Origin of the sequence: Ruminococcoides bili, assembly GCF_040093295.1 — a bacterium.
GTDB classification, from domain to species: Bacteria; Bacillota; Clostridia; order Oscillospirales; family Acutalibacteraceae; genus Ruminococcoides; species Ruminococcoides intestinale_A.
This window is the reverse complement of sequence record NZ_JBBNJY010000019.1, coordinates 19,937-44,811: the sequence shown is the minus strand read 5'-3', so window position 1 is coordinate 44,811 and position 24,875 is coordinate 19,937. Positions and strand designations below refer to the sequence as shown.

The window sequence follows — 24,875 nt, the reverse complement described above, 5'->3', positions numbered from 1 at the left end:
ATAAATTGTTGTATCGGAAGATTTTATGGGCGCTGCCCAAACCCGCAATTTTTGAAAAAATTGAGTAAACTTTTTTGCTTTTTGGGAGGATAATTTAGCGTTAGCTAAATTTCAACGCCCGACCGACACTCCGCTAAACAATAATTTAATATTCTTAATCAGCTATGTCGTAATAATACGATTAGCGGCAAAGCAATTTTCATCACTTTGTCCGCTAACCGCTAATCACTGATTAATCACGATACTCCTCGATTGTGTAAGCCTCGAAAAGGTCGCCCTCTTTAATATCGTTAAAACGCTCAAGACCGATACCGCACTCGTAGCCCTCGTTTACTTCCTTAACCGCATCTTTAAAACGCTGTAATGATGCGATTGTATCCTCGGCAATTACGATACCGTCACGAATAACTCTTACGCCTGCGTTCCTTACAATCTTACCACTCTTTACATAAGAACCGGAAATTGTACCTACGGACTTAATCTTAATTACATTTCTGCACTCTGCAGTGCCGAGAACTACCTCTCTTGTCTTAGGAGCGAGCATACCCTTCATAGCAGCCTCAATCTCCTCAATGCAATCGTAGATAATTCTGTAAAGACGCATATCAACGCCTGCGCTTTCCGCATTTGCGGCAGCAACGCTGTCAGGACGAACATTAAAGCCTACTATAATTGCATTTGAAGCCTCGGCAAGCATTACATCGGACTCGTTGATTGCACCTACACCGCCGTGAATTACATTTACTCTTACCTCGTCATTAGAGAGTTTTTCGAGCGACTGCTTTACAGCCTCAACAGAACCCTGTACATCGGCTTTTACGATAATCTGTAATTCCTTAACCTCGCCTAACTTCATCTGGTCAAAGAGGTTGTCGAGTGTAACCTTTGTCTGTGCCTTGAACTGCTCCTCTTTCTGAGATGCCTTTCTCTGCTCAACAAGCTCTCTTGCAAGTTTTTCATCAGAAACAGCGTTGAATATATCACCGCCCTGCGGAACTTCTGCAAGACCTGTAATTTCAACAGGAACCGAAGGGCCTGCCTCTTTTACTCTCTCGCCCTTATCGTTTACCATTACTCTTACTCTGCCTACGCAAGTACCTGCAATTACGATGTCACCCTGATGAAGTGTACCGTTCTGTACAAGTACAGTGGCAATAGGACCTCTGCCCTTATCAAGACGAGCCTCAATAACAGTACCTTTTGCGGCTCTGTCAGGGTTAGCCTTAAGCTCTTTCATTTCTGCAATAAGTGTTACCATTTCGAGGAGGTCGTCAAGACCCTCTTTGGTTTTTGCAGATACAGGAATACAAGGTGTGTCACCGCCCCATTCCTCCGGAACAAGCTCATACTCTGTAAGCTGCTGCTTAACATTCTCAGGATTTGCGCCGACCTTATCCATTTTATTGATAGCAACAATTACAGATACACCCGCAGCCTTTGCGTGGTTGATAGCCTCTACTGTCTGCGGCATAATACCGTCATCGGCAGCTACAACGAGGATAGCAATATCAGTAACCTGTGCGCCTCTTGCTCTCATAGTTGTGAAAGCCTCATGACCGGGTGTATCAAGGAAAGTGATAGGCTTGCCGTTAATTTCTACTCTGTAAGCACCGATATGCTGAGTAATACCGCCTGCCTCGCCTGCTGTAACATTTGCATGACGGATAGCGTCAAGGATTGAAGTTTTACCGTGGTCAACATGACCCATTACAACTACAACCGGCGCTCTCTCTACGAGATTTGTATCGTCATCTTCACTGTCGTCAATAATTCTTTCTTCGATTGTAACAACAACCTCTTTCTCAACCTTAGCGTGGAACTCCATAGCGATAAGTGAGGCTGTATCAAAGTCGATTGTGTCGGTTGCTGTTACCATTGTGCCCATAAGGAATGCCTTTTTAACAACCTCGGCAACTGTAGCCTTAAGTCTTAAAGCGAGCTCCTGAACAACGATTTCATCAGGAATTTGAATTGTCATCTGCTTTTGCTTACGCTCAAGCGCAATACGCTTCAAACGCTCCTGCTCTGTTTCTCTCTTGCCCTGTCTTCTGCCCTTCTGCTTTTGAGAACGGTTGGTAAACTTCTGCTTTTTAACAGTGTTGTCTGTACTTCTCATCTTTGAAGATGCGTTTGCAAGGTCATCGTACTTCTGGTTGTAACGCTCAACATCAACATTTACGGCACGGGTATCAATTACTCTGCGCTTACGGGTTGAAGTTTCTTCCTCGCTTGTAATTTCAACAGGCTTTGACTCTGCCTTTGGTTCAGCCTTTGTCTGCTTTGCAGGCTTATCCTGAACTTTATTCTGCTTTTTGCCCTCTGCCTTGTTGTCCTTATTGTCAGACTTGCGGTCATTCTTTCTGCCGTTCGGCTTGTTGTCTTTGCTGTCTTTATTATTAGCCTTTTTCTCGGCTTTAGCCTCTGCCTTTGCAGGTTCTGCGGTTTTATTTCTTGACGCAAAAAATTTATCAAAATTTGCTACATTGTTTTTCTGTGTTACGGCGTCAAAAACGATATTAAGTTCGCTCTCCTCGAGAGTAGCCATAGCCTTTTTTGTAACACCGCAATTTTTCTCAAGAATATCTGAAATTTCTTTTACACTAACACCTAAATCCTTGGCAACATCTCTTACTTTGTATTTTATCATATTATTCTCCTCTCTGTTCACCTTCAATAAGCATAGCAAGCTTATCTGCAAAACCTTTGTCCTCCACCGATAAAACTCCGCAAAGTTTGCCGAGTGAAAAACTTATTTCATCTTTGGTTCTGTTTACTTCAAGTACACGAACATTTTGCTTATGCGCCTGCAATAAAACAGGCTTTAAGCTGTTTTGTGAAAAATCATTTGCATACAAAATCAGTTTTGCCTTGCTCTTTGCCATTGAGTCAATGCAGGGGTCAGCTCCGATTACAAGCTTTCCTGCACGGCGGCACAATCCGAGCAACGACAATATTCTGTCATTCATATCCGACTGCCTCCCTTAGCTGTCCGCTTTCAAGCTGTTTTCAAGCTGTTCATAAACTTCGTCGGGGATTTTGCAGGAAAACGCTCTTTCAAACCGTCTTGCCTTTCTCGCTTTTTCAAAACATTTTATGTCGTGGCAAATATACGCTCCTCTTCCCGACTTTTTACCCGTAAGGTCAAGACTTATCTCGCCCTTTGCGGTTAAATTGCCGTTCTCGTCCTTGGTATCGGGAGCTTTTACTACTCTGATAAGCTCACGCTTTTCTTTCATTTCGCCACAACCTGTGCATTTTCTAAGCGGCTGTTTTTTCTGTGTCATAAAATCCCTCCCTGCATTTATATATTTATATTTTATATAAAATTATTCTTCGTTTGTATTCTCATCAGCCTCAACATCAGCCTCGGCAGTTTTCTCGCCGTCAAGGTCGAGTGCCTCTGTATTCTCTTCTGCTGTATCGTCAAGCTCAAGTGTATCTTCTGCTGTTGTATCTTCGGCAACTTCGAGTTTTTCGTCCTCTTCATCTTCTCCGAAGAAACCGCTTTCGGGACGAATGTCAATCTTCCAGCCTGTAAGTCTTGCGGCAAGGCGGGCATTCTGACCCTTGTTGCCGATAGCAAGAGAAAGCTGACCGTCCGGAACAGTTACTCTGCAGTTTTTGCTCTCAAGGTCTGTAATTTCAACGCTCAATACCTTTGCAGGAGAAAGTGCGGCTGAAATGTACTTCTGCGGGTCATCGCTGTATTCGATAATATCAATCTTCTCACCGCCAAGCTCGTCAACAATGCTGTTTACACGAGCGCCCTTTGTACCGATACAAGCACCTACGGCGTCAATGTCGGGATTTTTGCTGACAACAGCCATTTTGGTTCTTGAACCTGCCTCACGGGAAACCGATTTGATTTCAACAACACCGTCGAAAATTTCAGGTACTTCCTGCTCAAAAAGTCTTTTAACAAGGTCTTGATGTGATCTTGAAATTATAGCACGAGGACCTTTTTCGCTTGTCTTTACATCAGCGATATAAACCTTGATGTGGTCACCCTCCTTGAGGTTATCGTGACCGATTTGCTCGCTCTTAGGGAGCATAGCCTCGCTCTTGCCTATTCTGATAACTGCCGCACCGCTCTTAGGGTCAATTCTTTCAACAGTAGCTGTAACGAGTTCGCCGAGCTTGCTCTTGAACTCTGAAAGCGTCTGACCCTTTTCGCCTGTACGGATACCCTGACGAATAGTATTTCTCGCAGCGCCGATTGCAATTCTGCCTAAGTCCTTAGGGTCGAGCGGAATAGCAACCTTATCGTCAATATTGATTGCTTTTCTCTTAAGGATCTTCTGTGCGTCCTCAAGCGAAATCTCGTAATCAGGATCAAAAACTTCTTCAACAACAGTTTTCTTAAGTCTTACATCAAAGACATTTTTGTCCGGAAGAATTTTGAAAACCACTTCGTCATTACCGCCGTAGTAATTTTTGCAGGCAACTTCAATACCTTTTTCGATGTTTTCAATCATATAGTCCATTGGAATGCCTTTTTCTTTTTCAAGCATTTCAAGAGCAGCAAAAAGTTCCTTAGTATTCATTTTTCTGATCATCCTTTTCTCTTATCTTAAAATTATTTTAATAAACTGAAGTTACATATCAAAGTCGTCAAGTTTAATCCAAGACGCATCTTTTTTATTGATAGTTATATGGTTCTCTCCGTCGTGGTCGGAGATTGTTACCTCGCCGTTATCGTAAGCGTCAAGCACACCGCCGAATTCTCTGCCTATGCCCTCGATAGGACGGAGCATTTTAACTTTGATGTCAGCGCCGATAAACTGCATAAAATGCTCGTCACGCACAAGCTCACGCTCAAGCCCCGGAGAGCATACCTCAAGGCAATATGCACTCTCAATAGGGTCAAGCTCGTCAAGCGGCTTGTCAATAGCACGGGATACATTCTCGCAATCGGTAATATCAATGCCGTCAGGCTTGTCGATATAAACTCTTAAAAACCAGTCGGCGCCCTCTTTAACATAGCGCACATCCCAAAGCGAAAGTCCGAAATCCTTAACAATAGGCTCGCAAAGCTCCCAAACCTTAGTCACGGTAAGACCGCCTTTTTTCTTTGCCATAAATACCTCCTTATGAGCGTTTGCAACAAAGCATAACGCAGTTGCAAATTATTTTCACCGTAAGCAACCGTAAAGCAATCAAGCACAGGTTAGTTTAATGTTGCAAGTTATAACCGACCGATTACAAGTGTATAAGCCGATACAATACAATAAACATACACCACTCAATAACACCGCAGTTGCAAACAGAAAGGAGTGGGCTTACTTCCCACTCCTTACTTTACAATACTTATTGTATTTAATTATAACACCATTAATATGAGATTGCAAGGGATTTTTGAAAATTCTTTTAAATAAAAAACGGTCTTTACTTAGACCGTTTCCTTTGGCAGGGGCAGAAGGACTTGAAGCGGAATGGGGATTTAATCAAATGTTATTTAATCACCCACACTGTTATATAGTTTTATATTCTGTTTTTCGATTGGAAATCAGATACCCCTGCATAACAGTTTAAATGATAATGTAAAATCATTTTGGTATAATTTTGGTAGAAAAATGGTAGAAGAATTGCCCGCTGAATTATTCTGAAACCGGAGTTTGAATTATGAGAGCTAAATATCATATTTACCTCACCGCCGAGGAACGCAGAGTTGTTATCAATAGTCTGATTGATTTGAGAAACAACCTTATTTCACAAGGAATGTACACCGATTTAGTTGATGAACTGCTTATTAGAATTTCAAAAGCCAAAGCTAAAAAGATTAAGATTAAGGGGGTTTGACAATGGAGATTACATATACAATGCAGGGCGACTATTTGCTGCCGAACTTAACACTGCCCGAACAGGATAGCCGTCCGATCGGCTTGTGGGGACAACAACACCTTCGCTATATAAAACGAAGTCGCCCGATTCTTTACACCAACCTGCTCACTAAATGCAAGCTGAACGAATATCTTGCCGATATTGATGAACGGGCGCAGAAGATGTACGACAAGCTTGTACAGGCTTTCGCAAAAGAGGAAGGCTGCACTGAGCAGTTAAAAGCTACCGATCAAATGCTATGGGTATGCAAGATGAACAATGTCACTCAAAGAGCGAGAGAAGTCGTCAATGCAGAAATAATCTATAACTAACACGAAGGCTGATGTGATCCCAAATGGGTTACACCAGCCTTTTATGCTATCAATTATATAGTTGTAGCAATTGAATATACATTTTGCAAACGAAAGATTTCCATTTTGAGAAAAAAGTTTCCAAAATTTTAAAAAAATTCCAAAAGCATACGTTTGATTTCCATTTTTGTGATTTGTTTCCAATTATAGCAAATCAATTTCCGATATCTTCTATTTCGTTGAATTTTTGGAAAGTCCGTGTTATGATATAGACACTTTACAAAGGAGTGATAAAAATGGCTAAGAGTAATATATACGGTGGCAAAGAGGAGCGTGAATTTTACGGGAGAAAACTTAAAGTTATCCATGAAGAATCCAACATAACTCAGAAGGAAATGGCAGAAAAACTTAATTGTACTCCATCAGTTATCTCAAAATTAGAAAAAGGCGACGTAGTTGATATCGAGAGATATGCTGAACTGTATGCACTTTGTTTGAAATACTTGGACTTTGAGGAAAAGCCAGAACTTAATTCAAATAGCAAGAATTATAACAAAGCTCTTGCCAAGAAGTATAAAGAAGAGCTTGAACAGTTCTTTGATAATTATATTAACATTTCCACTTATGCTATTCCGGATACTAACGCCATTGAGAATAATCCGAGGATAATTGAAGAACTATTAGGCGGGGATAAACCTAAATACCATAAAGTATTTGTTCCCGATATCGTAATCACTGAACTGGAGTATAGAAAAAAATACCGCACTATGCTTCAGGAAAAGGAAATTGCCAAAGTAGTAAACTTAATCAGTGAGAACCCTCAAATTATCACAATCGAGACAGATAGGCGAATATTCGGGAATCACGATGATCGTATTATTGATGTTGCAAAAACTATAGTAAAAGACTACAACTGCAAGATTCACATCATCACAAACGATAAAGGCTTTAAGGCAAAACAAAAAATTAATTCCGATATTTCTATTATTAGGTTGTCTGAATTTATGCAGGGACGGTATAGCGTTCAGAATATGATGGGCTTATATCAAATTGACAGAGCAACCAGTAATTACGAAAAACAAAAAGGGGTAAATATGAGAGCATATTTACCAAACGGAAAAACATTAATCACTTCCACTCTTGCTAACAAAAAACTCTCAGATGAAGAGGCGATAGCCAAAATAAAATGGCTTTGTGAGAACGGCGCTGATATTAATCAGCGTGAGAGCTCAGGAAACTTTTTCCCACCTTTAACCATAGCAATACAACAAAAACGAAAAAAGCTTTTTGATTTCATTTTACAGGAATGTGGTGCGGATCCAAACGCTGGTAGTCGTAATCCATTTTCGTTAAAGATGGTTCGTCAGCAAAACGAAGGCAATATGCCGCTAATGGTAGCGGCTCGTAGCGGATTAGTGAGTTATGTTGAGACTCTTTGTGCTCATAAAGACATTATTTTGAACCAACAAGATAGTAATGGATTTACAGCTTTGATAAAAGTTGCGTTTAGACTAAAAGAGTTACAAGATGAATATGGCAGAGTAAAGGGTTATATGAAGTATAAGCAATGCTGTGAAATATTAATTGATCACGGTATTGATTATCGTATTATTGATGTTGATGGACATAGTGCTGGTTATTATTTCGATTATATTACCAAATATATTCAAAAAAAGTCGGAAAACAGTGATTAATCAGAATTTTTATTATACATTTTTAGGAGGTAATATTTATGACAATTCAGAACAGAGTAAATGAAATCCTTGACCAGATGACAGCATTCTCTAAAGAGAGCTACACTAAAGAAGAGTATCTTCCTGAGTTGTTGAAGCTCCAAAGTGAGATTGTACGCCTTACTTTTAATGACGAACACGCTGACGAAGCAAAGCTTCGCTTATGGGATGCAAGTGATCATCTCAAGATGATAAACACAGAGTGCGGTGGAGTTGCCGATCACGAGCTACACAAGTTTTTGAACTCAAGTAAAAAAATCAGTGGCGAAATCACAGCAGAGATCTCTGGTTTCAAGGGCGAACAAATAGTATTTAATGCTTTAGAGAGCCTAAGCTGTTATAACGCAATTCTTCGCAACGTCGAACTTGAATATGACGGCAAGCGCACAGAGATTGATGCGATTGTATTTACTCATCGTGCAGTATTCATTATTGAGATAAAAAACAGTAAAAAGAATATTTTTATTGATGAAGAAGGTGGTTTTTACCGAACAGGTCAATCAATGCATTATGATTGCAATATTGCTGATAAAATGTATGACCGATATACAATGCTTAAAAAAGCGCTTGATACAGCAGGGTTAGGATTTGTTAAGATTTTTAATATAGTTACATTTACTAATCCCCGAATCGACGTTGAAAACAAGTATTATCGTTTGAAGGTTTGTGGAAGCAACTACCTCCCGACATATATCGATAAATTCCAAAGTGACAATTGGTACTCGGATGAAAATATCGGAACAATGGTTACGGCTGTTGAAGATGCCAAGTGTAAGGAGCCGTTTCAAATGCCCGTAAATATGGACGACTTCAAGTTGAATTTCGCTACCTTGATGGCGACGCTTGAATGTTCCAAAGAAGAGAAAACTGCCGATGCCGAAATTGATGAAGTTCAGGCAAAGGAATCGCTTCAAGCAAAAAATGACGAGAACGAGACCGTTCATATCTTTCGTCCGTCAAAATTTAGAAGAGGAGTAGCTGCTGCTTCGGTTGGTATCGCAGTATTAAATATAGCTGCATTTGGAATCAACGCCTTGTTAAAAAGCACACGTTGAGAATCGGAAAGTGCCTGATTCTTATCATACATAACTTCAATACACGAAAGGATGGTCTTTATGAAAAACATTTATGCCACAAATGAATGGAAAGGTTACGGCAAACAAAATTACTACCACAACGAATACCGTGACGAGGGTGACGAAGTAGTAAAATACAAGTGCCATCGTCAGAAGTTCTTTGACGGTCACGAAAACAGTTGGGAAACCGATGAAAAGGCAGTGGATTCTTGGAAGAAGGACGATCCCGATATGCCTGACTGGTTGCACAACTATCTTTAATCTTGAAAACGCATAACTAATAACTAATGGAACGCAATCCGTAATCAGACGTAGACTTGGTTGCGGATTGCGGCAATCCAATTTAGGAGGTTGAGAAGTGATAAACAGAATATGTATATCAATCAATAACCGCTGTAATCTTGCCTGTCGTTATTGCCACTTTAGAGAGAAGGGCAAAATCGAATCCTCCGATATGAATGTCTTTGAAATTCTTGATAATGTTAAGGCGTATGCTACGAAGAAATTTAAAATCGGTTTTGTCGGCAACGGAGAAGGTTTTTTAGATTGGGAGCTTTTGAAAAGCTACATCAAATACATCGAAGACAATCCTTTCATCAGCGCATACACTATCACAAATGGCACGATTCGCCTTCCGGATGATGATATTCGATTTTTAGAAGATCATCATATTAATGTCGGATTTTCGATAGACGGAAACAAGGAACTACACGATTATTACCGTTGCAACTCTTTTGACAGCGCAGTTTCCAATGTGGAGTATTATAAAAGCATCACAGGTCATTATCCCACATTTAACGCCACTGTCGGCAAAGAAAGCCTTGAAAATGCCGATAAAATTATCGCATTCTTTTCAAAGTACGGTACAAGAGTAACTTTTTCACGTATGATAGGTAAATACGGAATCACATTGAAGCAGTATCGAGATTTTCTTGCATATGCAGAGAAATATATTCCTGTCAGACGCGGCGGAAAGGATTGCACAATGTACGGCGGTCAATGCGGCGCAGGCACAAATAACTATTTCTTTGCTAACGGTAAAGTATATTATTGCGGCAACTGTATTGATTTACCTCCCTTAGGCTCAAGCAGTATGACCTTTTGGGAGTTGGAAAAGATTAACTTACAGTTTGACCGAAATTATTGCTATAAGGAGACGCTATGAGGATTGGTTTATACGGAATGCCCACATCAGGCAAAACACATATTTTGGATCGGATTGACTTTATCGAGGTTCTTGTAGGCAGTAAGCTTCTCCGTGAATACGATCCGGATTTCGACAAACAGCCGGAGCATATTCGTGAGCAAGACCGAAAAGCAGTAGCCAATATTATGCTTTCTAAAAAAGACTTTATAATGGACGGGCACTATGCTTTTGGAGACACCATAGCTTTCACCGAAGAAGAAGGCAATATGTATGATGTCTACTTGTACTTATATATAGAGCCGGCGGTATTAAGAAATCGAATCAAAAACTCTCCCAAAAATCAAAAGTACGTCCACTATGATGTTGAGAAATGGCAAAGCCGTGAGATTTATGGCTTGCGTGAGTATTGTCATAAGCACAATAAAGATTTTTATGTTGTGGACAATCCGCCCACTAATACTTTTGAAGATGTGTCACAGGTTATTGAATTTATTAAAGCCATTAAAGATGGGTACAGTTGCGCAGAATACGCAAAGGAATGTGCAGATAAAATAATCGGACACACACCTGTTGGTACTGTCTATCTTTTGGACGGCGATAAAACTATTACCGTTGAAGATACAAGTAGCAAGATTCTTGGCTATTCAACACATTTATATGACGGGAATTTTTACACAGGTTATCAGGCGTGGAAGCAACGCAAGAAATTTGATGATTATATATGCCCTGACTTAAAGTGTACGGCAATTGAGTTCAATCGTCAGATATTAAATCAGATACACACTCCTGCATATATCCTGACTTCCGGCAATGAAACCATCTGGAAATACATCTCGCATATATTGGCTATTCCTTGCTTTGACGGGGCAGAAATGTCTGCTGAAACCAAATTGTATATCACTAAGCATCTGCAGAAAGCAGGATATACTGTGATTGCATATGGTGATGGAATGAATGATTACTATATGCTCAAGCAGGCAGATAAAGGTTTTTTGAAAACAAAGTCGAACGGCGAGGTTAGCCGTTCATTAAAAGGAAAGGATTTGGAGGGATTGACATTTGTTTGAACTTGAGCATACAGAACAAATAAAGCGGTTAATCGAGATTACAAAGTCGAACTCAGGCATTTCAGGTCCTGAACTTGCAAAAGCACATATAGAGCTTGGAAGATTGCTGTCCGCTTATCTTCCCGTTGAACCTATGGATACTACGGTAGTAGCTATGATGCGTGGCAGTATATTCTTTGCACAGGGAATTTACTTTGGCCTTGGCTGTAAGTTTCAACTTTTTGATCCTAAAAAGGAGCAATATATCCGACCTCAAACAAAGTATGTCATTGTTGCGGATTCTGTCATCAACACAGGCTCCACAATTAAGCCTATCCTTGAACCCGACACGCTTATAGCCTCTTGTGTGATTAATGAAAAAGCTGTACCGTTTTTCCAGGATCAGCTATATACCGTAAGAGTTTCTAAAAATTCTTTTGTCGGCAGCAACATAAAGAAACAAGAAGGTGGCAAGGGACCGGATACGACAATGCGGTTGTTTAACCTAATCTAAGAAACATATCCTTGAAACAAAAAGGCTGATGCAGTCCGTATTGGATTACATCAGCTTTTTGATTTTGGAAGAAATAAGTGTATAATTGTTGCAAGAATCTTTTTTAGATAGCTTTGATTGAAACCTTATCCTTTGTCTTTGAGTTTAATCGAAACATCTTTTCCAAGCGCATCAAATACTCTGATTAAAGTATCAATCGAGATATTATGACGACCACTTTCTATACGACAGATATTTGATCGATGCATACCGGTGAGTTTAGCTAGTTCCATTTGAGAAAGTCCTTTTTCGAGCCTTACCTGAACCATTTTAGATATTATCGCCTGACGCTTTTTAACAATATCATCGCTTGTTTTGATATAAACCACCTCGAAAATTTGTTATCATATATGATAACAAAAGCTAAGAGATAAAAAGAGTGTAAACAGGAATGAATGGTAAACCTTAGAACTTCCACAATATTAAAACAACGACTTATCAAGAAGAAAATCAATGATACCAATATTGAGGAACCCGTTATCATCATACCATCTTTTGCGGATATCCTGTCGGACTATTATCTTAGGGAATGAATCTCCAGTTAGGGAAAGGGGTTTAGATTCAGTGATGATTTTATCCTCGGTTTCCATAGCGTAGGCGGATTGAATATATATTTTCTTGCCGCCCTTTGTAGCTATAAAATCTATTTCTCTTGCTACATTTTGACGATTACCGGATTTGTTTTTCTCCGTAGAATACACGATACCGATATCAATGTAACAACGGCGAATAGTCAATTCGTTATAGACGATGTTTTCCATTATGTGCGTCATTTCGTTTTGTCGGAAGCCGATACGGGCGTTTCGCAAGCCTACATCCTCACAGTAATACTTGTTTGGGTAGTCAAAATATGACCTTCCTTTTACATCATATCGCTTGCACTCGTTGAATAAGAAAGCATCCTCTAAGTGATTGATATATGAACTGACTGTATTGGTGGAAACGACACTTTCTCCGCTTCGCTTCTGAACAGAATTCATTGAGTTAGCAATCTTGGAGGGATTAGTAAGAGAGCCGACAGACGAGCAGAGCAAATCTAAAATGCCTGATAATACATCTTCTCTTTTGATCTTTTTTCTATCAACAATATCTTTGATATATACCTCTGAAAAAAGCGATTGCAGATAGCTCATTTTTGCTTCGTCGTCAGGACGCGAGAGTATAAGAGGCATTCCTCCGTAGAGAGCATAATCAAAGAAAGCGTCGGTTTTGTCACCGCCTGCTGCCGAATAATATTCTGCAAATGATAACGGGTGTACTCTTATTTCATCGCTTCGACCTCTAAATTCTGAGAGAATATCGCTTGACAGCATCTTTGAATTACTGCCTGTAACATACACATCTAAGTTTGAAAGTTCCTTAAGGTCGTTAAGAGCATCGTAAAAACGTATCTTTGCTCCATCGGGATTGTACGGATTTGGAACTTCGTCGGACATCTGAATCTCGTCCACAAAGAGATAGTATTGTTCGCTTTTGCCCTCGGCAATGCTCCTTACATATGAAGCAAGCTCCAGCGGGTTACGATAACGAATATCTCTTGCAAGGTCGAGTTCGACAGTAATGATCTGTTCTGGCTTTACACCTTGCTCGTACAGATAATTCCTATAAATAGTACGAAGGAGATAGGACTTACCGCAACGGCGAATACCAGTTATGACTTTGACCTGACCATCCCAAGCGAACGATTTTAGCTGAGATAAATATGAATCACGTTTTATTTCCATTAACAACAACTCCTATTGAGAGCTTCACTTACATATTATTCAACTTCTCAATTAAATTATACGTGATGAGAATAAAAAAGTCAATATTTTCATTGAGAATTTCACTTATTTGTTATTGAAGTTTTCAATGAATAAATTAATCTACCACTCACCTTACTAAATGAACGAAATTGAAAATAAAACGTGGTTTGAATAAATATTCTCCCATATGTGTAATTATATACTTGAAGCCCTTAATAAAGTAAATTACTGCTCAATGATGGGAATTTCTTTATCTATAAAGGGAGTTTTATCCACTAATCTACAAGAGAAAGCCTTAAAATTGATTCCTTTGGTTTTTCCAACACAATAATAGCTGTAAAACTCAGATTTCTTATTTATCCGTATGACCTTTACATATGGGTTTAATGAGACGATAAAGTAATAAACAGAATAACCCTTGTCCATCAAAGAGAAAAGCTGTTTATACTGGTTTAACGCTCTTTCGGAATATACCGTAGGAAAAATAGCTTCTTTATCAGTCGTGATTAAGCTCTTAATTTCAAGGATCGTCTGAGAATCTTTAATTATAAAATCAGCCTTATAATTTTCTAAGTGTTTTTCTTTTTGAATCGTCTTCCTTTTTCCAAGGAAGGAAAAGCGTCTTTTATTTATAGAATTCTCAATGGCTTTATTTGCAAGCGAGGAATTCAATAGGATAAAGCTTCTTTTGTATGGTAAAGCTAGTAAGGAATACTGAGTCCGTGTGTTTTTTGAGCTTGTTGGAATTAGTATTACCTTTTTGTTTTCTAAGGATAAAAAATTACTTAAGTGACAGGATGAAGGAACATAGCAGATATTATCCTGATTATTAATTGCAACCTCGCATAGAAATCTATTTTTTAGCTCACGCTTAAAGATTCCAGAAACGAATCTATCTTTGCCCAATGTGGGCATTTTCATCATCTCCTTACAGAGTGCTTAAAAACTCCTCAAGTTCATTTTCGGTAATATATAAGCCCTGTAAACGTTTTGTGTCTGTTTCAGTCACCATCAACATATCACCTTTTCCGAGAAGATTTTCAGCGCCGGACATATCAAGTATGGTTTGCGAATCTGTATGGGAAGGAAGCCTAAAGGATACTCTGAAGGGAATAACCGCTTTCAAGGCACCAGTAACAATCTGTGCAGAAGGACGCTGAGTGGCAATAATAAAGTGAATGCCGAGGCTCCTTACTCTCTGGAGAAGCATTAACAAGGTTTTTTCAAATTCCTTACGTGTTCCAAGCATTTCAGCGGCTTGTATCAAGTCCGAATATTCATCAATTATAACTACAAGACGCTTTAGCTTGTTATCGGGATTCTTTGAATTATAAGATTCGATGTTTTTACTTTTACAGGAGCGCAGAGCTTTGGTTCGCACTTCCTTGTCTTTTTCATTAATCTGCGTTATTTTCTCTAATGCTTCCTCGGCATCAACCACTATATTTCCGCCATACAAATGTGGAATATCCTCAAAGAAAACAAAATCCGTCTGTTTTGGATCAATAATGAGAACCTCTAGCTCATCCTTACTGAATTGTTTTAGTAAGCTTACTAAAATACTTTGAAGAAATACGGTTTTGCCAGAGCCTGTGGTGCCTGCGATCAGCATATGAGGCGCATCAGCTATATCAATTATCTCAAAGCTGCCATCAGGCGCTTGTCCAGCAATTACATTGAGATAACCACTAGTGCTTTTCAGTAGCTCTAAGTGCTCATTTAGGCTAATAATACTATTATTTGTTACAAAAGGAACATCTACTGAGATATATTTTGTTCCCTTAATGTGCTCAATTAGTATTTCTCCATTAGCTTCAAGCTGAATTCCGATATCCTCCTTAGCCTTCAGTAACGAACGGATAGTTTCTCCAGATTTTAATTCAATTTTAAACCGTGTAAAACGTGTTGCTTCTTGTACCTTATCAACAGTTACAGGAAAAGCGTGAATATTAAAATCCCTTAAAACCTTATTCATTCGAGCGCATTTTTCTTCAAGAATCCGATGATTGGCTTTTTTATCCAGCTCAGCTTGATTGCTCTCTTTTATATCGGATTCAGATGGGGATTGAGTTTTCTTTGCTTTTTTCTCAATTTCATCGGCTTCATCAGCTATTGTGGAGTTATTTTCGTAATTTGCTTGATTTAGCTGAATTGTTGTTTGTGCTTCTTTTTCTTCAAGCATCGACAAGCTAAAGGATGAGTTTGATACAATTGCTTGAATTATCTGACTACCTAAGGTAGTTAAATAATAATTCTTACCCTTGTAGCAACCAGCACCTTTATATAATTGCTTGTAGGCGCTCAGCTCCTCGTTAAAATTCACATAGTAAATATTCATATTTATACAAACAGAAAGCTTCCCTGCAAATAAATCATTTAATTGCACAACATACTCTCGTTTGATTTTTGGTGAAAAACTTGCTTGGAATAGAGCGTCATAAACCTGCTCTCGAAGAATTTCACGTCTGGATACGGTAGTGATTTTTTCTGTCTTACTGAACATTTCAAGTATTAATGCTTCAATAACAGAAACTTGATTAACCGCATCACCTTTAATTGTTTTGTGACCTTCATCGATCTCAAAGGCTTTATAGGTTTTAACCTCAATAATATCAACAGTAACGTCAGACTGTGATTCATCCGAGAGATTTATTCCGATGAGATCAGGTAGGTGTCCGTCATCTCTTTCTGACAGCCATTCCTTAGCAAGCTGAGTATCTAGGCCTACCAATATGCTGTTTGGATTCTTTCCCTTATAGATAATAGCAGCTATTGCGCTTCCAAGGCTTCCTTTACCGTGATTTTGGTCAAAGATTTTGTTGGTAGAATGAGAGATGATACTCAGCAAGCCTTCGTCATTGACCTCACGTGTAGCTTCGATAATTTCTTGAATTCCCTTTTCTTTTGGAAGATAATTTCCTAAATCCTTTACAAGAGTATCATAACCACGAATGAATTTTAAGCTGTTGTTTGAATAAATACCAATCGATCTATAGCTATTCTCTTTATAATATAGCTTTTCGCTAGCAGCTCGTAACGAAGCATCCCAGCTTTTTAGGCTTTGGTCAAGGATTACTAACCAATCCGCCTTATTTAATAAGCTGTCATAAGTCGATTTTTTTAAAGGTGTATGAAAATAGGTTCCTGTATGACTAAAGGAAGAAGGGTGTTCGTTAAGACGTTCAATTATTTTTGAATAGGTTGAGAACAAGCCTCCCTCGTTTGCAGGACTTATCTCGACCTTCTCGTCAATAGCGTCATAAGTGTATACCTTTGGAACGCATAATGGATGAATGTGCAATAGCTTATTATTCTGTCTGGTTTCGACCTTAACCTCATTTGGATCAAAAATAACAAGAAGGTGCTGCTCCTGAGAAAGCTCATTAATAATTCTATCGTAAGGCTTCGCCTTGTTGTCAATATTTAATCTGAAGCTTAGGCTCCTTTCGCCCTTAACCTTTGCCAACATTCCATCATTAATGGATTTATCTTCAATTTCAATCCAATCCTCAGATACGCTTTTCGTTCGAAAAATAGATAGCTCAATACCGAGAACATTAAACTCCTTATCCTTATCAAGAGCCTTTAACATACCTACAACGCTTTCAACTGAAGGAGGATCAATAATTGCAAGCTTCAGCATAAGACCAGCGTGCGGATATAAGCAAAGATATCTGGTGATTTGCTGCTTAAGCGAATCTAACCCGCTTTCGCTTTGATTAATTTGCGGCTTGCTAGAATATATCGGTAGCATACCTAATCTGCCAGATAACGGTAGGAAGGTAGAATAACCCTTTATTATAGTTTCGGGTATCAGGATTACTGATAAGGGATCCGGTATATCATCAGCCTTGCGGATAATAAAGGCTTTTTCATCCTCTGAAAGTCCACCCTCTCCCAAGCTGTTAATACCCTTGCTCATAAGAATTTCTTTTGCAAGCTCAATATATTTCCATAAATAGAGCGGATGCAAGGGTGTTGGTATAGCGTGGAGGTTTTTTGAGCCAACGATATAAACGTAATCTAGTGAAATTAAGATATTAATTATTTCCTTTGCTCTTGAGGGTGCCAGTTGCCAAATCTTTGGAAAATCGTCATCAATTGCTTGAAGTAAATACTCATATGCTTTAATATAATCAGAAAAAAGGTTATATTGAGCTAAGACCTGTAGCATTGGCGCATCCTGAAGTCTTTGCCTAAATGGTGCTATTCGACTACGAGCCTGTAAGTATAGCTTTAGTTTTTCTGATATAGCTTGACCGTCCTCTAGTAAATCATTTATTCTGTCCAGCTTTTCCCTTACAACGGAAAGATATGCCTCTGTAAGTCCTTCAAACTTGTACTTAGAAATGTTCTTTAGTCCGTCCTCAGGTGTATCTACCTCTGCGTATATGATTCCGCCATATTGGGTTTCTTCTGTAAGGCTTTTAGCAATGTATTCTGTTGTAGGTTCAATAATAAACTGAGAGGCTTTTCCGTCAACACTATAGGTCTTTTTCTCTCTTTTTGTATGCTTTTCCTCCTTGTCGGTTTCTTCCTTAATAGCCTTTAAGGCGTCGTCTATTTGTGCTTGATTATCATCAAATACAAGTTGTGCCGCTAAGGCTGTTGTATTGAGTTTGCTCTGCTTTGGCTTCTTTTTGTTATCTGGCTCAATTTTGCTTCTATTGACAGCCTTTAAGCATTCCTCGACCTTTTCAAGCTCCATATGCTTTAACAGCTCGATGTCCTTGGTGTTATAAAACCTTAGAATAAGTCTAGGTAATTGCTTATCAATATTTTGTCTTGTGTAATAGTTCGTTATTCCTTGTCTTTCCGATTGATCAAGGCTATTCATTTTTTCGACAACTCTATAGTTTCGTTGTATTTTTTTAATCAATACATCTCTTGAGGGATTGTTGTTGGTTAGCGAATTATCAGAACAAAGCCCTAATTTATAATAATTGTCCTTAATTAGCTTAGGTAATTCATTTTCTGGGAAGATAATTAGTAGCTCGAGGTATTCAATAACACGTTCAAAGCTCAATATGCTTCTAACCTGCTTGCTGGAAAGCGCTCTAATCAATGAATCAATAACCGCATTTGTGTTTGCAAGCTTTTTTTTGGCATATTTACAGCTAGCCTTGTATATAGCTTCAAGGGTTAATTCTGGAAACCACCTCAGGGAGGATATTTTTTCCATTTCAGTTCTTTTTATGATTAGTATTCTAAAGACACTTTCATCTCCGCTGTTTCGTGAAAGCTCAGCCTCCTCTGCGGTAAAGGCATATGAAATGGCTTCTGTTTTCTCAGGCAATTCAGCAATTAAGGATTTGCTTTGTGTTCCAGAAAAGCCAAGAAAGAAAATGGAAATATGCCTTGATGAGGATAAGCCGTTAACGAACGCTTTGTAATCAAAGTCAGGAATATTAACTATGGATATTCCGTATTCTTCAGAGGCTGCCTTGGTATTAACCTGTTCAATAAGTACCTTAGTTAATAGCATTGTTTTCATAGTTATTAAAGCCCCCGTCCTATTAGTGTAACACCGTCAGCATACTGCTTCCCTAAGCCTAAGGAAATATAAGTATTCCCGAATGCTCTAGCATTTCGGCATAAATCTCCTCTTAAATCACCCGGTGTTGATTGAGCAATATTAAAGCTTTCTAACAGCTTATATGCATTTTCAGCATCTGCGCCTATTATAATATTGTAGCATTTCTGTAGGCGCTTTTCCAAATCCTTAATTTCTATTCCGTCATCTAATTCTGATGGATTTAATACGCTTAGGGTAATGTTTTCGAGCGTGAAGCTATTCGGAAGATATCTTTTGCTTGCTCTATTTCCCTTTGGGCCGACTAAACCGCACCGAATACCTAAAACTCTACAAAAGTCTGAAGGAGAATTAGATTTGTATTCAAAGGTAAACAAGGCTATTTGTAGAGCCTTTGCTAAGGCTGATATTTTTGATTGCTCCTCAGCTACAAAGCTTTCAAAGTAGCTTGTTATTGCTGGCTTAACCTTTTCTTCTCGTTTTTGTGAAAGACTCATTGAAGCTATCCAATCTAAGCAAGCCTCTTTTGTATCAGTGCTTATTTCCTGAGAGATTATTATTCTAATAATACGTTGAAAATATACTTCAACAGCTTTTTTCGAGGCTGAGAACGCTTGCTCACTTGCCTTTTTTATAGATTCAAGATTACCGTTGGCATCTAGAATAATGGGAACTCTTGGAGCCTCAGAAACTGTTGATACGCAATGTGTAAGATAAAAAAGAGTAGCAAAAATAGAATAATTAACTATTCTCTGTAGAGTAACAAGAGCATTACTGCTTTCGCCAATATGAATAAGGTTTTGCGCTAATTGGTCAAAGCCATTTCGGATCGTTTCCTTGCAGGAATCCCAAGCACTTTCTATATCATCTATATATGTAGGCTCGCAGTGTTCAACCCGTGCTTCCTTTGAAGGAAGCGCAATTATTGGCTTTACAAGCTTTGTAATATCATCCTTATCATATGCTAAGGTTTCTTGAAGCAGTTTTATCAGTGGAGAACGTTTTCCGTTTATTTTCTTCGACAATATTTCAAAGAGAAATTCACCAATCCCTGCTTCAGAAGCGACACGCTTTTTTATCATCCAATGTGACGAAATAGCCATTACAGAGAATTCGTAGTTAGTATACATCGCATTGTCTTGATCAAATATTTCATCTAAAAAGTGACGAAACTGCTTGATGTCAGTTGGATTCTCCTGATAGCCCTTTTGAAGGATATCCTGATAATCCTCGATTATTTTTTCAGATGGAATAGCATCCTTTCTATCATCGCTAATTACCCAATTGTGTATATCCTTTACGTTGCAGATTTCTCCGGTACAATTTCGAAAAAGACCATTAGCAATATGAGAGGGCTTTGTTGAATTTGAAGTTGGCTTAAAACCAAGATAATCCGTACATATTGTTTCACTTATGCGTTTTAAGGTATCTGCCATTGTTAATCCTCCGAGAAACCATATTTATCGTCCTGTATATTCATTTTAAAGCAACTGCTTTGGCTACGATCTGCAATAATTATTTCGCCATCGTCGTTTTCTTCGGAAAAGCCCTTGCTGTCAAGCTCCCTCAAAAATCTTGAGGCTGCTTGTTCAAAATGAGATGCCAAAAGATTGATAGGATAACCATTTTCTACAGCAATCAGGGTTCTAATAAAATCAATATCTAATCTAAGAGAGGGGGATGTTGCATTTTTAGGACGTAGAATGAAATGATCGGGCAAATATTCTAAGCCCTTAAGCCAGTCAGCAGGTCTTGGCATTAATAGCTCTAGCTCGCTCGAGTAAACTGCCTTACTCGAAACAGCAACCGGAGCAGATATGCTGATATCATAGCGATGTGTTGTCCAGATATGCAACTTATGTTTGTCATCAAGAGAAGGAAGGAACAGTTTGTTTATTGCTCGTACAAAGCGCTCCTTTGTCTTTTTCTTTTGAGTGTCATAGCTTGTAAATAGGCGTGCGCATTCGTTTATTTCACTGGGCTGAAGTCGTACAAGCTCCAAGCCCTTAACGTTTTCGAAATAATAGCGACGCTTTATCTCCTTAAAGCAAGCGAGCGCTTCCTCTGGACTATCATCAAACTCATTTGAACAAGGCCATTGTGTGGGTGTTTCAATAATCCATCCTAAGCTGATTTCGCCATTCCAAAGCTTTTCGTCTAATTCTGGTAGTGACAAATAAATAGGATCAAATTGCTGTATTGCTTTTAATAGTATATTATCCCCTGTGAAAATCGTAGAATAATATCTTTCATTTTCATAGTCATCAGTTTCACAGGCTGTGAGAAAAAATGAAAAGGCTCCAAGAATATCTCGCACAGCGAAATGCTCACACTCAGTTGCGACCAACTGAAATAACGATAATACCTGATCCTTTATTTCGGGAATACTTAGTGCCTTGAGATTATAGCTAAGGGCTTTGCTAGGATTGCTTTGTGAGCTCAACAACTCAATAAAGCGGTCAAACAGAGTGGATATAATATGATTGTCTGGGTCTAAAAGGTTTCTTTCGTTGAGGTCAATAACTACAATCCTGTTTTTTAAATCAAAGGATGTATCATATGTTATTGCATTCTTTTTAGCAACAATAATCTCGTTGAAAATAATTGTTGAAGTCTCCTTCATTTGCTTACGCAATTGAAGAAAAGGATATTCATTTATTGCTATTATAGCCGGACGTCCTTCATCGTAACACGAAATGATGTTATTAATTAGGTCGTCATATGCACTCTGATTGTTTGCATCTGTTTCGACAAAAGCATTGTGATGCTTAATTACTCCATCAAGAGCCTTGATGATAAAGGTTTTTCCATCGCCGGGATTACCGGTTAGAAAAATAATCTTTCCTTTATCAAGCATCTCAGGAATGATTGATTCAAGCCTTGAGGTTATGTGTATGAGTTGTAGCTCGTCTCTGCTCATATGATCGGCATAGCAATTCTTGCCTCTATTTAGCTTTTTTATAAAACTTACATTCTCCATATTAAGCTCCTTAAATGCTGCCAAGCATAATATCAGATTTTTTAAACTTGTTAAGCCTTGAAACAATATCTACAGATTCAAGACGCATACATAACCATCTGTTATACCAAAAATCAATTAGGTCTTGAGTTTTATTATTTACGTCGACATTATCATTTATGTCAAAGGAATAGTCTGCGGTATTCTCTAAGCCCATTAAAAAATTATCAGTGTTTTTTGCAAGATTAATAGAGTATACAATTCTTGGGGAATAATGCTTTAAAAAGGCTTCTGCTCTAATCCCCAGAGAGCTTAAGCCTCGACTAATCATTCTAAAGCGTGGGCTTGTCCCTTCACCAAACACGTGTCCTATTCGTTTTCCACCATCCTGTATTTCAAGTATTTGCGAAAAAAGATTAGTTGTTTCCTTGGAAAAGTACACAGTTCCATATCCCTCTGTTATTCCCATTTTTCTATATTCAAGTGTGAATTCATTTTCGATTGGAACCTTAATCCTATTATATTGGCTACTGCCAACAGCATATAAGCTAGTAGTTCCTAAATAAACTAAGCTACTATCTCTAATGACACGGCTACCCTTCATTCTAGAAGCAATTTCACTTACTTGCTTACTATATTTATCTGTATAATCCTTTATCACTCGTGGACTACAAGCAAGAATGCTAACAAGCTTTCCTCCTAATAATTCATTATACGGAGGAATTGATCCACAAACTATGATATCCATCATATTTGAGCCTATTTTAGTTTTTCGATTTGCAATTAATGCTGAATTAATCGCTTTTCGTCCAGTTTCGTTAGATAATAAATATTGAAGCTTCTCAGCGTTAGAGTTACCTACGGCACTGTTGAAAACCATTTTTGTTGAAAGCAGCTTTGCTAGCTCTGCGGCTCTTTTTCTGGTAAAAAGATTACTGGTTGCTTCCTGCTCCCAATTAGGGTTTTCTTTTTGATTTCTGTTGTTTAGAGAGAGCTTTGAGTACTTTTCAGAGAGCTGTAATAAACTGTCAATTTGTTCCTGCTTCGGGTGTTTTGTTTGACGTCGATACCCCAAATCCTTAACATATATTTCTGAAATAGCTCGATCAATGTTTGATAATAATAAAGGGTAAATCTTATTTGCGTACTGTTCTCTACGAACCATAAACGCAGAATCGGTTTCTTGCTTGGATTTTATGCTAACAGATACTTTTTTTCCTAAAGTACCAGAAACCGTATTCTCACAACTTGTAGTGTTGGTTTGTATATTCATATTCCGTTTAATAGCATCTACAGTCCAACCTATATCGTCATCTCGGACTGTAAGATTTAAAACAGAGTTTCCCAAGGCGAAAATACCAATTACCGGGTGAAAGGGCTGTAATCTGTCACGCACTAAATAGAATAAATTTCTGCCGGGCATTGTTTTGTACGGAATAGACCAGGTGTATCTAAAATATCTCCAAATATCAGAAAGTTTATAACCTGTGAAAATATCACGTTGATTTGATACCTGTTGAATATACGGATCACAAATTCTTCTGTTGTTATTAATTGCATCTATGAGAAAATTCTTATCTCCAATCAACACCTTAACAGATATATCGTGATTGTTATATGTCTTTTCCGTTTCCATCGTTCTAATAAAGGCTTTTACGCTTTCCTGCTTAAACTGAGCGTTACGTTCAGCACTAAGTCTATATCTGATTTTTGCTTTGTCATCAAGATTATCGTTTTCCATCTTTAGCGTTAATCCAGTTTCCTGGATATCCAAAAGCCACCCCTGCTGAGAAAGATCAATCAATACGCTTAGAGTTGCACAGTATTTTAACGCGTCAAGATCATTATCATAATTATCATATATATAGCTTAATTCTTCTTGAATAATTGCGGCACGCTTGTAATAAAGCGTGTGATCTAATTTTACTAATAAATTACTGAAGCGTTGCTTAAATAGTTCATTCAAGTTGGGTGTGAAAGATTCTATAGCTATGGGTTGCTCGTTATTATGTAACGGGTTCATTTTGCTCATTTCCCCTAAATAATTAAAGTTATTCATAATCATTATAACATATTTTCGACAGAGTACAACATTTAAGTTGACAAAAAGTCGTAAATGAAGGCAGTTCAAATATGAGCAGAAAAAAATATGAATATTATGTCAAATAGACACTTGCTAAACGAGGCAGGTGTTATTTTTTTCAAAAAATTTTGGAAATTGACTTAAAATTCGACCTCTCCCATTGGGTATAGGTGAAGGGGCAAATATTTTTATAAATATTTTTCTCGATAGGGTGTATATTTTGCAGGACTTTTTTGCATTAAGGGTGAGGGGATAATTCTTTATCGAATACATCTTTTTATGAACAAGTGAGGATAAAATTTTAGCTTGGGGTTGCAAAATACCCCTTCCCATTCCAAATAAGTGAAGGGCTTTTGAAAAAGTTTCAAAAAAGACTTCAAAAATGACCTCTCTCATTAGGTATAAGTGAGAGGAAATAATTTTTTCTCAAAATGGGGTAACAAAATCCGCTTCTCAGTGGGTAATAGTGAAGGGATATTAAAAACTGAATATTGTACAAAAACAGATCACTTGATTTATGTAAAACAACAAAGATAAAAAAGTTTCCTGATTAGGGTTCGATTTTGCCTTCTCCCAGTGGTAACAAGTGAAGGGGATAAAACTCAAAACCGAATATTGCACAAAGCCAAGATCACGATTTTGTGCAGGGCGACGAAATTCCGAGTGCAACCTTAAAAAACACGACTTCCCACTCCATACATAATGAAGGGAGTTTCAAAAAAATTGAATTTCGGGTTTACTTTTGACCTTTCCCATTTCCTTATATATGGAGGGCAAAATCAACAATGCATAATCAACAAAACCGAAGAGCCCTTTTGTAAAAGAAGCAGATTTTCAAAAAACTTTTTGAAAAGGCTTATAATTTCCCT

At 38.2% G+C, this 24,875-nt stretch carries 20 protein-coding genes; 8 read left to right on the top strand and 12 right to left on the bottom strand.

Annotated features, from left to right (window positions below):
• Positions 1–232: 232 nt before the first annotated feature.
• Genes infB through rimP form a run of 5 tightly spaced genes read right to left on the bottom strand, consistent with a single transcriptional unit; the run spans position 233 to position 5,078 of the window.
• Positions 233–2,647, bottom strand: a complete 2,415-nt coding sequence (infB, locus tag AAAY30_RS07505; protein ID WP_337781485.1) for a translation initiation factor IF-2 — start codon at positions 2,645–2,647, stop codon at positions 233–235.
• Position 2,648: 1 nt separating this feature from the next.
• Positions 2,649–2,966: a L7Ae/L30e/S12e/Gadd45 family ribosomal protein gene (locus tag AAAY30_RS07500; protein WP_021970657.1), complete on the bottom strand. Its 318-nt coding sequence runs from the start codon at positions 2,964–2,966 to the stop codon at positions 2,649–2,651.
• Positions 2,967–2,981: 15 nt separating this feature from the next.
• The gene (rnpM, locus tag AAAY30_RS07495; RefSeq protein WP_021970656.1) at positions 2,982–3,284 is read right to left on the bottom strand and encodes an RNase P modulator RnpM; all 303 of its coding nucleotides are present in this window, start codon (positions 3,282–3,284) and stop codon (positions 2,982–2,984) included.
• A gap of 42 nt (positions 3,285–3,326) precedes the next feature.
• On the bottom strand, positions 3,327–4,544 hold the full coding sequence (gene nusA, locus AAAY30_RS07490; RefSeq protein ID WP_337781484.1) for a transcription termination factor NusA: 1,218 nt from the start codon (positions 4,542–4,544) through the stop codon (positions 3,327–3,329).
• Positions 4,545–4,595: 51 nt separating this feature from the next.
• A complete protein-coding gene (rimP, locus tag AAAY30_RS07485) occupies positions 4,596–5,078 on the bottom strand; it encodes a ribosome maturation factor RimP (RefSeq protein ID WP_021970654.1) in 483 nt (160 codons plus the stop codon).
• Between the two features lie 544 nt (positions 5,079–5,622).
• On the opposite strand from rimP, the gene AAAY30_RS07480 reads away from it, so the two are divergent.
• The 8 genes from AAAY30_RS07480 to AAAY30_RS07445 all read left to right on the top strand — a co-directional run bounded on the left by AAAY30_RS07480 (position 5,623) and on the right by AAAY30_RS07445 (position 11,647).
• On the top strand, positions 5,623–5,799 hold the full coding sequence (locus AAAY30_RS07480) for a hypothetical protein (protein ID WP_302493695.1): 177 nt from the start codon (positions 5,623–5,625) through the stop codon (positions 5,797–5,799).
• A 2-nt stretch (positions 5,800–5,801) separates the two neighbouring features.
• Entirely contained in the window at positions 5,802–6,152 is a 351-nt protein-coding gene (locus AAAY30_RS07475; protein WP_302493696.1) for a TnpV protein, read from the top strand.
• A gap of 275 nt (positions 6,153–6,427) precedes the next feature.
• Positions 6,428–7,825, top strand: a complete 1,398-nt coding sequence (locus AAAY30_RS07470) for a PIN domain-containing protein (protein ID WP_499215796.1) — start codon at positions 6,428–6,430, stop codon at positions 7,823–7,825.
• Positions 7,826–7,863: 38 nt separating this feature from the next.
• On the top strand, positions 7,864–8,919 hold the full coding sequence (locus AAAY30_RS07465) for a nuclease-related domain-containing protein (RefSeq protein WP_302493698.1): 1,056 nt from the start codon (positions 7,864–7,866) through the stop codon (positions 8,917–8,919).
• A 60-nt stretch (positions 8,920–8,979) separates the two neighbouring features.
• A complete protein-coding gene (locus tag AAAY30_RS07460; RefSeq protein ID WP_302193607.1) occupies positions 8,980–9,201 on the top strand; it encodes a hypothetical protein in 222 nt (73 codons plus the stop codon).
• A gap of 97 nt (positions 9,202–9,298) precedes the next feature.
• Positions 9,299–10,105: a radical SAM protein gene (locus AAAY30_RS07455; protein ID WP_302193606.1), complete on the top strand. Its 807-nt coding sequence runs from the start codon at positions 9,299–9,301 to the stop codon at positions 10,103–10,105.
• The gene (locus AAAY30_RS07450) at positions 10,102–11,154 is read left to right on the top strand and encodes a hypothetical protein (protein WP_302493699.1); all 1,053 of its coding nucleotides are present in this window, start codon (positions 10,102–10,104) and stop codon (positions 11,152–11,154) included. The genes AAAY30_RS07455 and AAAY30_RS07450 overlap by 4 nt, the downstream gene beginning before the upstream one ends.
• Positions 11,147–11,647 (top strand): type I phosphoribosyltransferase, encoded by a 501-nt coding sequence (locus AAAY30_RS07445; protein ID WP_302493700.1) that lies wholly within the window; start codon positions 11,147–11,149, stop codon positions 11,645–11,647. Before AAAY30_RS07450 ends, AAAY30_RS07445 begins: the two co-directional genes overlap by 8 nt.
• A 125-nt stretch (positions 11,648–11,772) precedes the next feature.
• Here AAAY30_RS07445 and AAAY30_RS07440 read toward each other — a convergent pair whose 3' ends face one another.
• From AAAY30_RS07440 to AAAY30_RS07410, 7 genes are all read right to left on the bottom strand, one after another.
• Positions 11,773–12,015 carry a helix-turn-helix domain-containing protein gene (locus AAAY30_RS07440; protein ID WP_302193603.1) on the bottom strand — a complete coding sequence of 81 codons (243 nt, stop codon included), beginning with the start codon at positions 12,013–12,015 and terminating at the stop codon, positions 11,773–11,775.
• Between the two features lie 93 nt (positions 12,016–12,108).
• Positions 12,109–13,410, bottom strand: coding sequence for an ATP-binding protein (locus AAAY30_RS07435; RefSeq protein ID WP_302193602.1), 1,302 nt, complete (start codon positions 13,408–13,410; stop codon positions 12,109–12,111).
• Positions 13,411–13,656: 246 nt separating this feature from the next.
• Entirely contained in the window at positions 13,657–14,346 is a 690-nt protein-coding gene (locus AAAY30_RS07430) for a DNA/RNA nuclease SfsA (protein ID WP_302193601.1), read from the bottom strand.
• Between the two features lie 13 nt (positions 14,347–14,359).
• Positions 14,360–18,925 (bottom strand): DNA translocase FtsK, encoded by a 4,566-nt coding sequence (locus AAAY30_RS07425; protein WP_499215797.1) that lies wholly within the window; start codon positions 18,923–18,925, stop codon positions 14,360–14,362.
• Between the two features lie 5 nt (positions 18,926–18,930).
• Complete coding sequence (locus AAAY30_RS07420; protein ID WP_302493702.1) at positions 18,931–20,400, bottom strand: hypothetical protein; 1,470 nt, start codon at positions 20,398–20,400, stop codon at positions 18,931–18,933.
• 2 nt (positions 20,401–20,402) lie between these two features.
• Positions 20,403–21,944, bottom strand: a complete 1,542-nt coding sequence (locus AAAY30_RS07415) for a hypothetical protein (protein WP_499215800.1) — start codon at positions 21,942–21,944, stop codon at positions 20,403–20,405.
• Positions 21,945–21,954: 10 nt separating this feature from the next.
• Positions 21,955–23,955 carry a Druantia anti-phage system protein DruA gene (locus tag AAAY30_RS07410; protein WP_302493703.1) on the bottom strand — a complete coding sequence of 667 codons (2,001 nt, stop codon included), beginning with the start codon at positions 23,953–23,955 and terminating at the stop codon, positions 21,955–21,957.
• Between the last annotated feature and the right edge of the window lie 920 nt (positions 23,956–24,875).

Excerpts from the sequence above, each read along its gene's own strand:
- AAAY30_RS07470 (WP_499215796.1), top strand. The coding sequence starts at position 6,428 with ATGGCTAAGAGTAATATATACGGTGGCAAAGAGGAGCGTGAATTTTAC.
- infB (WP_337781485.1), bottom strand. The coding sequence starts at position 2,647 with ATGATAAAATACAAAGTAAGAGATGTTGCCAAGGATTTAGGTGTTAGT.
- rnpM (WP_021970656.1), bottom strand. The coding sequence starts at position 3,284 with ATGACACAGAAAAAACAGCCGCTTAGAAAATGCACAGGTTGTGGCGAA.
- AAAY30_RS07480 (WP_302493695.1), top strand. The coding sequence starts at position 5,623 with ATGAGAGCTAAATATCATATTTACCTCACCGCCGAGGAACGCAGAGTT.
- AAAY30_RS07500 (WP_021970657.1), bottom strand. The coding sequence starts at position 2,966 with ATGAATGACAGAATATTGTCGTTGCTCGGATTGTGCCGCCGTGCAGGA.
- AAAY30_RS07465 (WP_302493698.1), top strand. The coding sequence starts at position 7,864 with ATGACAATTCAGAACAGAGTAAATGAAATCCTTGACCAGATGACAGCA.
- AAAY30_RS07435 (WP_302193602.1), bottom strand. The coding sequence starts at position 13,410 with ATGGAAATAAAACGTGATTCATATTTATCTCAGCTAAAATCGTTCGCT.
- AAAY30_RS07425 (WP_499215797.1), bottom strand. The coding sequence starts at position 18,925 with ATGAAAACAATGCTATTAACTAAGGTACTTATTGAACAGGTTAATACC.
- AAAY30_RS07415 (WP_499215800.1), bottom strand. The coding sequence starts at position 21,944 with ATGGAGAATGTAAGTTTTATAAAAAAGCTAAATAGAGGCAAGAATTGC.
- AAAY30_RS07460 (WP_302193607.1), top strand. The coding sequence starts at position 8,980 with ATGAAAAACATTTATGCCACAAATGAATGGAAAGGTTACGGCAAACAA.
- AAAY30_RS07410 (WP_302493703.1), bottom strand. The coding sequence starts at position 23,955 with ATGAGCAAAATGAACCCGTTACATAATAACGAGCAACCCATAGCTATA.
- AAAY30_RS07430 (WP_302193601.1), bottom strand. The coding sequence starts at position 14,346 with ATGCCCACATTGGGCAAAGATAGATTCGTTTCTGGAATCTTTAAGCGT.
- AAAY30_RS07420 (WP_302493702.1), bottom strand. The coding sequence starts at position 20,400 with ATGGCAGATACCTTAAAACGCATAAGTGAAACAATATGTACGGATTAT.
- nusA (WP_337781484.1), bottom strand. The coding sequence starts at position 4,544 with ATGAATACTAAGGAACTTTTTGCTGCTCTTGAAATGCTTGAAAAAGAA.
- AAAY30_RS07475 (WP_302493696.1), top strand. The coding sequence starts at position 5,802 with ATGGAGATTACATATACAATGCAGGGCGACTATTTGCTGCCGAACTTA.
- rimP (WP_021970654.1), bottom strand. The coding sequence starts at position 5,078 with ATGGCAAAGAAAAAAGGCGGTCTTACCGTGACTAAGGTTTGGGAGCTT.
- AAAY30_RS07450 (WP_302493699.1), top strand. The coding sequence starts at position 10,102 with ATGAGGATTGGTTTATACGGAATGCCCACATCAGGCAAAACACATATT.